General features: G+C 59.1%; 11 protein-coding genes. 4 read left to right on the top strand and 7 right to left on the bottom strand.

Annotated features, from left to right (window positions below):
- Positions 1 to 100: 100 nt before the first annotated feature.
- From QMX91_RS25150 to QMX91_RS25125, 6 genes are all read right to left on the bottom strand, one after another.
- A complete protein-coding gene (locus tag QMX91_RS25150) occupies positions 101 to 841 on the bottom strand; it encodes a hypothetical protein (RefSeq protein ID WP_027610405.1) in 741 nt (246 codons plus the stop codon).
- A gap of 73 nt (positions 842 to 914) precedes the next feature.
- Positions 915 to 1,295, bottom strand: coding sequence for a RidA family protein (locus tag QMX91_RS25145; protein WP_003229509.1), 381 nt, complete (start codon positions 1,293 to 1,295; stop codon positions 915 to 917).
- Positions 1,296 to 1,319: 24 nt separating this feature from the next.
- Positions 1,320 to 3,425: a bifunctional GTP diphosphokinase/guanosine-3',5'-bis pyrophosphate 3'-pyrophosphohydrolase gene (gene spoT / locus QMX91_RS25140; protein ID WP_007920338.1), complete on the bottom strand. Its 2,106-nt coding sequence runs from the start codon at positions 3,423 to 3,425 to the stop codon at positions 1,320 to 1,322.
- 57 nt (positions 3,426 to 3,482) lie between these two features.
- The gene (rpoZ, locus tag QMX91_RS25135; protein ID WP_003229503.1) at positions 3,483 to 3,746 is read right to left on the bottom strand and encodes a DNA-directed RNA polymerase subunit omega; all 264 of its coding nucleotides are present in this window, start codon (positions 3,744 to 3,746) and stop codon (positions 3,483 to 3,485) included.
- A 167-nt stretch (positions 3,747 to 3,913) separates the two neighbouring features.
- A complete protein-coding gene (gene gmk / locus QMX91_RS25130; protein WP_003229498.1) occupies positions 3,914 to 4,534 on the bottom strand; it encodes a guanylate kinase in 621 nt (206 codons plus the stop codon).
- Positions 4,535 to 4,544: 10 nt separating this feature from the next.
- Complete coding sequence (locus tag QMX91_RS25125; RefSeq protein ID WP_102356281.1) at positions 4,545 to 5,408, bottom strand: YicC/YloC family endoribonuclease; 864 nt, start codon at positions 5,406 to 5,408, stop codon at positions 4,545 to 4,547.
- A 270-nt stretch (positions 5,409 to 5,678) separates the two neighbouring features.
- Between QMX91_RS25125 and rph the strand changes: the two genes are divergently transcribed.
- The 3 genes from rph to gltS all read left to right on the top strand — a co-directional run bounded on the left by rph (position 5,679) and on the right by gltS (position 8,397).
- A complete protein-coding gene (gene rph, locus QMX91_RS25120; protein ID WP_027610407.1) occupies positions 5,679 to 6,401 on the top strand; it encodes a ribonuclease PH in 723 nt (240 codons plus the stop codon).
- A gap of 29 nt (positions 6,402 to 6,430) precedes the next feature.
- A complete protein-coding gene (locus QMX91_RS25115) occupies positions 6,431 to 6,799 on the top strand; it encodes a DUF4870 domain-containing protein (protein WP_003229492.1) in 369 nt (122 codons plus the stop codon).
- A 389-nt stretch (positions 6,800 to 7,188) separates the two neighbouring features.
- Positions 7,189 to 8,397, top strand: a complete 1,209-nt coding sequence (gltS, locus tag QMX91_RS25110; protein ID WP_096796084.1) for a sodium/glutamate symporter — start codon at positions 7,189 to 7,191, stop codon at positions 8,395 to 8,397.
- A gap of 79 nt (positions 8,398 to 8,476) precedes the next feature.
- Here the strand turns inward: gltS and QMX91_RS25105 are convergent, their stop codons facing one another.
- Complete coding sequence (locus tag QMX91_RS25105) at positions 8,477 to 9,256, bottom strand: exodeoxyribonuclease III (protein ID WP_003229491.1); 780 nt, start codon at positions 9,254 to 9,256, stop codon at positions 8,477 to 8,479.
- Positions 9,257 to 9,338: 82 nt separating this feature from the next.
- Between QMX91_RS25105 and pyrE the strand changes: the two genes are divergently transcribed.
- Positions 9,339 to 9,983 carry an orotate phosphoribosyltransferase gene (gene pyrE / locus QMX91_RS25100; protein WP_011336558.1) on the top strand — a complete coding sequence of 215 codons (645 nt, stop codon included), beginning with the start codon at positions 9,339 to 9,341 and terminating at the stop codon, positions 9,981 to 9,983.
- Positions 9,984 to 10,084 lie beyond the last annotated feature (101 nt).

Below are 10,084 nucleotides of genomic sequence, written 5' to 3'. Positions count from 1 at the left end.
CTCGCGAAGAGGGTGTGTCAGGCAACATTGATGTCGACTGACACACCCTCTTCGCGAGCAAGCCCGCTCCCACAGGGTTACGTGTTGTTCTCAGGTGTGGTTATTGCTTCTCAAGCAACCACTTGCGTTCACCCGGGGTGAACTGCGGCATTTCATCCGCCAGTGCGGTATTCACTGCCTGGAAAATCTCCAGCGCCTTGCCTTTGCGGGCAAAGATCCAGTTGTTGCCCTGGCCGTTGAGTTGCAGCCACATGCTGTCGTGGTCGCTGTTCATCGAGGCGCAGTCGCCTGCCAGGCACAGGGCATAGCGGTCGGCGCCGGGCAGGCCGGAGACCTGGCCATCGGCCTGGAACTGCACGGTGTTGCCTTCGCCGTCGCCGCTGGCAATCTTCCAGCTGCCGCCCAGATAGGCCGAATACAGTGCGCGTTCGAAACTGGCGCCAATCGGTGCGCCTTCCGGCACGGGGATTTGTGCGCGGTCGAACAACTGATCCGGCTCGTTCTCGGTGGCGGCTTGTTTCATCCGTCCGCCGTCGCGCTTCAGCTCACTGCCGGAGCTGCCATAGAAGTCGACTTTCCAGGCGCCGGACTGTTCGCCCTGCAGCCGTCCTTCGACGTTCTCGAAACCGTTGGTGTAGCGGGCCTGACCGGCCTTGGTGTTGACGTCCCACTCCAGGTTCGGGCCATAGGCCTGAAGCGCTTCGCGCAGAGGGCCGCCCTTGGCAGCAGCGTCGATCGCCACCTGGTTGATCCAGGTGCCGCTGATGTCACGGTCGGCGGGGTCGCTGGCACAGCCGCCGAGGAAAATGGCGAGCAGCGAGAGAGCAAGCGCTTTGCGCATGGTGGAATCCTTTCAAAACCTTTTCTTTACCGCAGAGCAGTCGGCGCAGCGTTTGAAGGCTGCGCCGTGTGCATTACTCGATGACCAGGATGGCATCCATTTCGACTTGCGAACCCTTCGGCAGGGCAGCAACGCCGATGGCCGCGCGGGCCGGGTACGGCTGGTCGAAGTACTTGCCCATGATCTCGTTGACCTTGGCGAAGTGGCTCAGGTCGGTGAGGAAGATGTTCAGCTTGACGATGTCCTTGAACGAACCGCCAGCGGCTTCAGCCACGGCTTTGAGGTTCTCGAACACCTGGACGGTCTGGGCTTCGAAGCCTTCAACCAGTTCCATGGTCTTTGGGTCCAGAGGAATCTGGCCCGACATGTAGACGGTGTTGCCGGCCTTGATCGCCTGGGAGTAGGTACCGATGGCGGCTGGGGCCTTGTCACTGGTGATAACGGTCTTGGTCATGTATGACTCCTTGTTAGGTGTGAATTAGGCACGCATGCGGGTGATGCGGATGACCCCGGTCAGGGCGCGCAGTTTCTTGATCACGCGGGCCAGGTGCACACGGTCGTGGACGCTGACCACCAGTTGGACGACGCTGATGCGGCCATCGCGCTCGTCCATGCTGATTTTCTCGATATTGCCGTCGGCCGCGTTGACGCTGCTGGCCAGCAGGGCGATCAGGCCGCGCTGGTGCTCCAGCTCGACGCGCAGCTCGACGTTGAATTCACCGGTGACATCCTTGGCCCACGAGAGCTGGATGCATTTTTCCGGGTTGTGCCGGATTTCGCTGATGTTGCGGCAGTTGTCCAGGTGCACGACCATGCCTTTGCCCGCCGACAGGTGCCCGACAATCGGGTCGCCCGGGATCGGCGTGCAGCATTTGGCGTAACTGAGCACCAGACCTTCGGTACCGCGAATCGCCAACGGGCCTTCCGGGCTCGGCAGCTGCTCGCCTTCGCCGAGCAGACGGCGCGCCACGACATAGGCCATGCGGTTGCCCAGGCCAATGTCTTCGAGCAAATCTTCGATCAGTTCGAGGCGGTATTCGGTGAGCATCGCCTTGACGCGCTCGGCCGGGATCTTCTCCAGTGAGCTGTCGAAACCGTTGAGCACCTTGTTCAGCAGGCGTTCGCCGAGGCTGATGGACTCGGAGCGACGTTGCAGTTTCAGTGCATGGCGGATGTGCGTACGTGCCTTGCCGGTGACCACGAAGTTGAGCCACGCCGGATTCGGCCGCGCGCCGGGTGCGCTGACGATCTCGACCGTGGAGCCGCTTTGCAGCGGTTCGGACAGCGGTGCGAGACGGCGGTTGATCCGGCAGGCGATGCAGCTGTTGCCGACGTCGGTGTGCACCGCGTAGGCAAAGTCGACCGCCGTGGAGCCTTTGGGCAGCTCCATGATCCGGCCTTTGGGCGTAAACACGTAGACCTCGTCCGGAAACAGGTCGATCTTCACGCTCTCGATGAATTCCAGCGAGTTGCCGGCACGTTGCTGCATTTCCAGCACGCCTTTGACCCACTGGCGGGCGCGGGCGTGAGTGCCTTTCGGCTGCTCGTCACCGCTGGATTTATACAGCCAGTGAGCGGCAATGCCGTTGTTGGCCATTTCTTCCATTTCGCGGGTGCGGATCTGGATCTCGATCGGTACGCCGTGCATGCCAAACAGCGTGGTGTGCAGCGACTGATAGCCGTTGGCCTTGGGAATCGCGATGTAATCCTTGAAGCGTCCCGGCAACGGTTTGTACAAATTATGCACAGCACCCAGCACGCGGTAGCAGGTATCGACCTTGTCGACGATGATCCGGAACGCATAGACGTCCATGATCTCGTTGAAGGCCCGACGCTTGCCGCGCATTTTCTTGTAGATGCCGTAGAGGTGTTTCTGGCGACCGCTGACTTCGCCCTGGATGCCGTCGATCGCGAGGCAGTGGCCGAGGGACTCTTCGATCTTGTTGACGATTTCCTTGCGGTTGCCCCGGGCGCGCTTGACCGCCTGGTAGATCCGCGCGGAACGCATCGGGTGCATCGCCTTGAAGCCGAGGTCTTCGAATTCGATACGAATGGCGTGCATGCCCAGCCGGTTGGCGATGGGCGCGTAGATTTCGAGGGTTTCCTTGGCGATCCGGCGGCGTTTTTCCCCGGACAGCACTTCCAGCGTGCGCATGTTGTGCAGGCGGTCGGCGAGTTTGACCAGGATCACGCGAATGTCGCGCGCCATGGCCATGGCCATTTTCTGGAAGTTTTCAGCCTGGGCTTCGGCCTTGGTCTCGAAGTTCATCTGGGTCAGTTTGCTGACCCCGTCGACCAGTTCGGCCACGGTTTCACCGAACTGCGCTTGCAGCGCTTCCTTGGCGATACCGGTGTCTTCGATCACGTCATGCAGCATCGCGGCCATCAGGCTCTGATGGTCCATGTGCATGTCGGCAAGAATATTCGCCACCGCAAGAGGGTGCGTGACGTACGCCTCGCCGCTGCGACGGCGCTGACCGTCATGGGCTTGTTCGGCGTAGAAATACGCTCGGCGGACCAGGTTGACCTGGTCATTGCCGAGGTAGGTCGATAAGCGATCGGCGAGGGCGTCTATGCTCGGCATGATGACTCCTGCCGTAGGCTGTGTTCCCGCGCCGTGCTACGTCGACCAGGCATAGGCTTAGACGGCCTCGTTGGACTCGTCCTCGAACGCAGCGAAGACCGGGTCTTCGTGGACGATTTCCTGCTCGGCGATGAACTCGTAGCTCATCAGGCCTTCTGCGATTTCACGCAGGGCGACAACGGTCGGCTTGTCGTTTTCCCACTGGACCAGTGGCTCTTTGCCGCCGGTGGCCAGTTGACGGGCACGCTTGGTAGAGAGCATGACCAGCTCAAAGCGGTTTTCCACGTGTTCTAGGCAGTCTTCAACGGTTACGCGGGCCATGGTATTCCTCGGAGCGAATGCAATATGCGCGCTGCCCGGTTGGGCGAGCGGACTGAGCAGTTTAAAAAATCACCAGCGATTAGGGAAGCGCTGATTTTTTGACCAGACCCTTCAACGCGCTGCAAGCACCAATGTAAAGCGCTTGCAGCGGTTTTGGGAAGTGCTGATTAACCGAGCAGTTCGGCCAGTAATTTGCCGAAACGTACCTGCTGGCGTTTCTGTTGCAGCTGATTGGCGCGGAAAATCGCCTTAAGATCGTCCAGTGCATGGGCGAAATCGTCGTTGATGATCAGATAGTCGTACTCGACATAGTGGCTCATCTCGCTGACGGCTTCGCGCATCCGCCCGTCAATGATCTCGTCACTGTCCTGGCCACGGTTGGTCAGGCGCTGGTGCAATGCTTGCAACGACGGCGGCAGGATGAAGATCGAGCGTGCTTGCGGCATCAGCTTGCGCACTTGTTCGGCGCCTTGCCAGTCGATTTCCAGAATCAGGTCGTGACCTTCGTCCAGCGTCTGCTGCAGGCGGCTTTGTGAGGTGCCATAGAAGTTGCCGAAGACTTCGGCGCGTTCGAGGAAATCGCCGTGCTCGCCCATCTTCACGAACTCTTCGCGAGTCACGAAGTGATAGTTCACGCCGTCCACTTCACCCGGACGCATGGCGCGGGTGGTGTGGGAGATCGAGACGCGGATCTCCGGATTGGCATCGGTCAAAGCCTTGACCAGGCTGCTCTTGCCTGCGCCCGATGGCGCGGAAATGATGTACAGGGTGCCGGTGCTGTGGGTCATGTCTGTTGCCTTACTCAATATTCTGCACTTGTTCGCGCATCTGCTCGATCAACACCTTGAGGTTGACGGCGGCCTGGGTGCTGCGCGGGTCGAAGGCCTTGGAGCCCAGTGTGTTGGCTTCGCGGTTGAGTTCCTGCATCAGGAAGTCCAGGCGCCGACCGGCGGCACCGCCGGACTTGAGCACCCGGCGAACTTCGATGATGTGGGTGCTCAAGCGATCCAGTTCTTCGGCCACATCGCTCTTTTGCGCGAGCATGACCATTTCCTGTTCCAGGCGCTGCGGGTCCAGTTCGGCCTTCATGTCGGTGAAGCGGTCGAGGACTTTCTGACGCTGGGTCGCGAGCATCTGCGGCACCAGTTCACGCAAGGTCACGACGTCCTCTTCAATGGAAGTCAGGCGCTCGTTGATCAGGCGTGCCAGCTCCGCGCCTTCGCGCTCGCGGCCGGCCTTGAGTTCCTTGAGACCTTGATTGAACAGCGCCAGCGCCTCGGCGTTCAGCGCCTGTGGATCAGTGGCGTCGGCCACCAGTACGCCGGGCCAGGCCAGCACTTCCAGCGGGTTGAGTGCTGCCGGGTTCTTGATCAGGCCGGCAACGGTTTCGGCGGCGGCGACCAGTTGCGCGGCGCGCTCGCGGTCGACCTGCAACGGCTTGCCGGTGCTTTCTTCGGTGAAGCGCAGGGTGCATTCCAGTTTGCCCCGCGACAGGCCCTGACGTAGGGCTTCACGCACCGCGCCCTCGAGGTCGCGGAACGACTCCGGCAAGCGCAGGTGCGGTTCCAGATAGCGGCTGTTGACCGAGCGCAGCTCCCAGCTCAGGGTGCCCTGGACGCCGGCTTTCTCGACGCGGGCGAAGGCGGTCATGCTGTGCACCATGGCGGTGACCTCGCAATGCAGATCGGCGCAGAAGGGATGTTCCGCAGGCTCGATATCAATGAATTTAAGCCGACTGGCAGCAAAGGCGCAGGATTGTAGCGCAGTGCGGCGGATGCGCCCAAACACACGGTGTGACAAAGGGCTGCAGGCCGTCGGTTATGCGCGTTTCAGGCCTCTGGGTCGACGGTCGGAATTTTTAACCCGTGCCCAGGCGCGGTGCAGCGCTCTATAATGCTCGGCAGTTTTCCGTCCCCAGTACAGGTATTCCCTATGAAACGTCCAAGTGGTCGCGCTGCCGATCAGCTTCGCTCGATCCGCATTACCCGCAACTACACCAAACACGCCGAGGGATCCGTACTGGTCGAATTCGGTGATACCAAGGTCATCTGCACCGTCAGCGTCGAAAACGGCGTGCCGCGCTTCCTCAAAGGGCAAGGCCAGGGCTGGTTGACCGCCGAGTACGGCATGCTGCCGCGCGCCACTGGCGAGCGTAACCAGCGTGAAGCCAGCCGTGGCAAGCAGGGCGGCCGCACCCTGGAAATCCAGCGCCTGATCGGCCGTTCGCTACGCGCTGCGCTGGACATGTCCAAGCTGGGCGACGTGACCCTGTACGTCGACTGCGACGTGATCCAGGCTGACGGCGGCACCCGCACCGCCTCTATCACCGGCGCCATGGTGGCACTGGTCGATGCACTGAAAGTGATCAAGAAGCGCGGCGGCCTGAAAGGCGGCGACCCGCTCAAGCAAATGATCGGCGCGGTATCGGTCGGCATGTATCAGGGCGAGCCAGTGCTGGATCTGGACTATCTTGAAGATTCCGCCGCCGAGACCGACCTCAACGTGGTGATGACCAGCACCGGTGGCTTCATCGAAGTCCAGGGCACCGCCGAAGGCGCGCCGTTCCAGCCTGAAGATCTGAACGCCATGCTGGAACTGGCGAAGAAAGGCATGAACGAAATCTTCGAACTGCAAAAGGCTGCACTGGCCGACTGAGCAGGTTCGCAACCCGCAAGGAGGACGTGATGAGTGATGAGCAAGAGTTGCTGCCCAAGCCGAGCCAGGAGGTTCGTCAATGGGCGATGTTTTGTCACTTGTCCGCCTTGCTGGGGATCTGGATTCCGTTCGGCAACCTGATCGGGCCGCTGATCCTGTGGCAAATGAAGCGCGAGACCGATCCATTCATCGACGCTCAGGGCAAGGAAGCGCTGAACTTTCAAATCACCGTGGCGATTGCTGCCGCGATCTGTCTGCTGCTGATGGTGTTGATCATCGGCTTCTTCTTGCTGGGCCTGCTGGCCATCGGCGCGTTGGTGCTGACGATCATTGCCGGGGTGAAGGCGAACGAAGGCTTTCCCTACCGTTATCCATTCACTTGGCGACTGATCAAATAACGATCAATGCAAAGCCTCCGTGACTCGCAAAGTTTTAATGTAAATGCCCTGACTTGTCAGGGCATTTGTGTTTTTGCAACTCGAATAATTACTCTTTCGTGTAGGAACAGTTCTATCTGCGACAAGCGGTAGTGGATATTTTTTATATATCTAACGCCTACACTTTTAGTCACAACTGCAATGCTTTAACGCGATCTCAGTCCTTGGCAACAGGACTTGTCGATTGTTAAGGTTGCTCCGCGCAACTTTGCTTCAGAAATATCTCGATATATTCAAGCCATCAAAGGCCCTTGAATTCCACATCAATCAGTGTTGAGACAATCAGCCGATTCAATAGGCGTGCGCGGGTAAAAGTGCGCCTGATGAATAAATAGCCAAGAATATCCCCAATGATCCAGCTCGATTTTTATGGAACGCTCGTGGCCGCCTCTCTGGTGCTATTACTGGGGCGCGGACTTATTGCACGAGTCGGATTTCTGCGTAATTACAATATTCCTGAACCCGTCGCCGGTGGACTGGTGGTTGCGCTGGGTTTATTGATATTGCGAACTTTTGATATAGAAATCAGATTCGATACTTCACTGCAGACGCCGTTGATGTTGGCTTTCTTTGCCACAATCGGTTTGAGCGCAGACTTTGCCAACCTGAAAAAGGGTGGTCGCGTAGTCGGCATATTTCTACTGGCGGTTACCGGGCTTCTGGTGGTTCAGAACGCTTTGGGCATTGGCCTTGCCAAAACGTTGGGTCTTGATCCGTTGATGGGGCTCCTGACGGGTTCGATCACGCTTGCGGGCGGTCACGGTACGGGGGCGGCGTGGGGCACGGTATTCAGTGAAAAGTACGGCCTTGCTTCGGCCTCCGAGCTTGCAATCGCCTCGGCAACCTTCGGCTTGGTCCTGGGCGGTTTGATAGGTGGGCCTGTGGCCCGCCTGCTCATCAAACGCGTTGAGGTGCCCGGTTGCCAGTTTCAAGAAACGCCACGGATGCCAAAGGGTTTTGAGCAGCCGAACAAAGAGCGCTCGATTACGCCCTTTTCGTTTATCGAGACACTGGCATTGATTGCGGTCAGTTTATTGGCTGGCAATCTTCTGAATGGCTTTCTGCACGGAACCGCATTCGAGTTGCCAACGTTTGTCTGCGTTTTGTTTGTGGGGGTGATGCTACGTAACGGGCTATCGGCGCTGGGCCTGTATCAGGTATTCGAGCGTGAAGTGTCGGTGCTGGGCAATGTCAGCCTGTCGCTGTTTCTGGCAATTGCCTTGATGTCTCTCAAACTCTGGGATCTGGCAGCGTTGGCACTGCCGATATTCATCATCCTGGCTGCGCAAACGTTGGTCATGGCGCTGTTTGCGATTTTTGTGACATTCAGAGTGATGGGCAGTAACTACGACGCGGCGGTCCTGGCGGCGGGGCATTGCGGTTTTGGCCTGGGCGCAACGCCAACCGCCATTGCGAACATGCAGGCGGTGACGCAGCGTTTCGGGCCTTCGCAGATTGCGTTTCTGGTGGTGCCGATGGTCGGTGCATTCTTCATCGACATCATCAATGTGATCGTCATCAAGCTTTACCTGGCCTTGCCGTTTTTTGTCGCCGTCTGAGGTCAGGACTGCTTCAGGCGCGGCATAAAAAATGCCCGTATCCAGCGATACGGGCATTTTTTTAACGACGGATCGACGCTTAGATGGTCAGCGTCCAGTCGTAGTCGACGATCAGCGGCGCGTGCTGCGAGAACCGTGGCTGACGTGGCAGGCGCGCGCTGCGTACGAAACGGCGCAAGCCTGGGGTCAGCAGCTGGTAGTCGAAGCGCCAGCCCAGATTCAGCATCTCGGCCTGTTCGTTGTCCGGCCACCAGCTGTACTGGTCACCTTCGCGGCTGACTTCGCGCAGGGCATCGACATAGCCCATGTTGCCGACAATCTCGTCCATCCAGGCGCGTTCTGGCGCCAGGAAGCCCGGGGATTGCTGGCTGTCGCGCCAGTTCTTTATGTCGAGCTTCTGCTGCGCAACGTACAGCGAGCCACAATAAATGTACTCGCGACGTTTACGCCGCTGCTTGTCCAGGTACTTGCCGAAGTCGTCCATGAGCTTGAACTTCTGGTTCAAGTCCTCATCGCCGTTCATCCCCGAAGGGAGCAGCAAGGTGGCAATACTGACTTTGTCGAAATCTGCTTGCAGGTAGCGCCCGTAGCGGTCGGCCGTCTCGAAACCGAGACCGCTGATGACAGCCTTCGGTTGCAACCGCGAATACAAAGCCACGCCACCTTGGGCAGGGACTTCAGCATCGCAGGCATAAAGGAAGTAGCCATCCAGTTGGAAGGCTGGGTCATCCAGTTCAAAGGCGGAGGCACGGGTGTCCTGCAGGCAGATGACGTCGGCATTCTGTGCCTGCAGCCAACTGAGCAAACCACGCTCGACTGCAGCCTGAATACCATTGACGTTCACACTGATGATCCGCATAAATGGCCCCAAAAATCGCGTGCGTGTATGATACACGGCGTCAAGCTAATTAGCTAAATCCGTGGTATTTGGGGTTTTTTTCATGCAAGCGTATCAGCGCGATTTCATTCGTTTTGCCATCGATCGCGGCGTTTTGCGCTTCGGTGAGTTCACCCTGAAGTCCGGGCGCACCAGTCCTTACTTCTTCAATGCCGGCCTGTTCAACTCGGGTTCGGCCCTGGCGCAACTGGGGCGTTTCTACGCGGCAGCCATCGCCGAAAGCGGCATTCCTTTCGACGTATTGTTTGGCCCGGCCTACAAAGGCATCCCGCTGGCAGCCACCACCGCTGTCGCGTTGGCCGAACACCACAACCGTGACCTGCCATGGTGCTTCAACCGCAAGGAAGCCAAGGCCCACGGCGAAGGCGGCAGCCTGGTCGGCGCGCCGCTGACCGGTGACGTGCTGATCATCGACGACGTGATCACTGCCGGCACCGCGATCCGCGAAGTGATGCAGATCATCGCGTCCCAGGACGGCGCCAAGGCGGCCGGCGTGCTGATCGCCCTGAACCGTCAGGAGCGTGGCAACGGTGAATTGTCGGCGATCCAGGAAGTCGAGCGTGACTTCGGTATTCCGGTGATCAGCATCGTTTCGCTGAACCAGGTGCTGGAATTCCTCGCCGACGACCCGCAGCTCAAGCAGCATTTGCCAGCCGTGGAAGCGTATCGCGCCCAGTTCGGCGTCTGAACTGTGGAATGAGCTTTTGTGGCGAGGGAGCTTGCTCCCGCTGGGCTGCGTAGCAGACCCGAAAAGCTTGTGAGCGCTGCGCACTCAAGCGGGAGCAAGCT

The sequence above is a fragment of the Pseudomonas sp. PS01299 genome, from assembly GCF_029960145.1.
GTDB lineage: Bacteria > Pseudomonadota > Gammaproteobacteria > Pseudomonadales > Pseudomonadaceae > Aquipseudomonas > Aquipseudomonas putida_A.
This window is presented reverse-complemented; position numbering and strand designations above follow the sequence as displayed.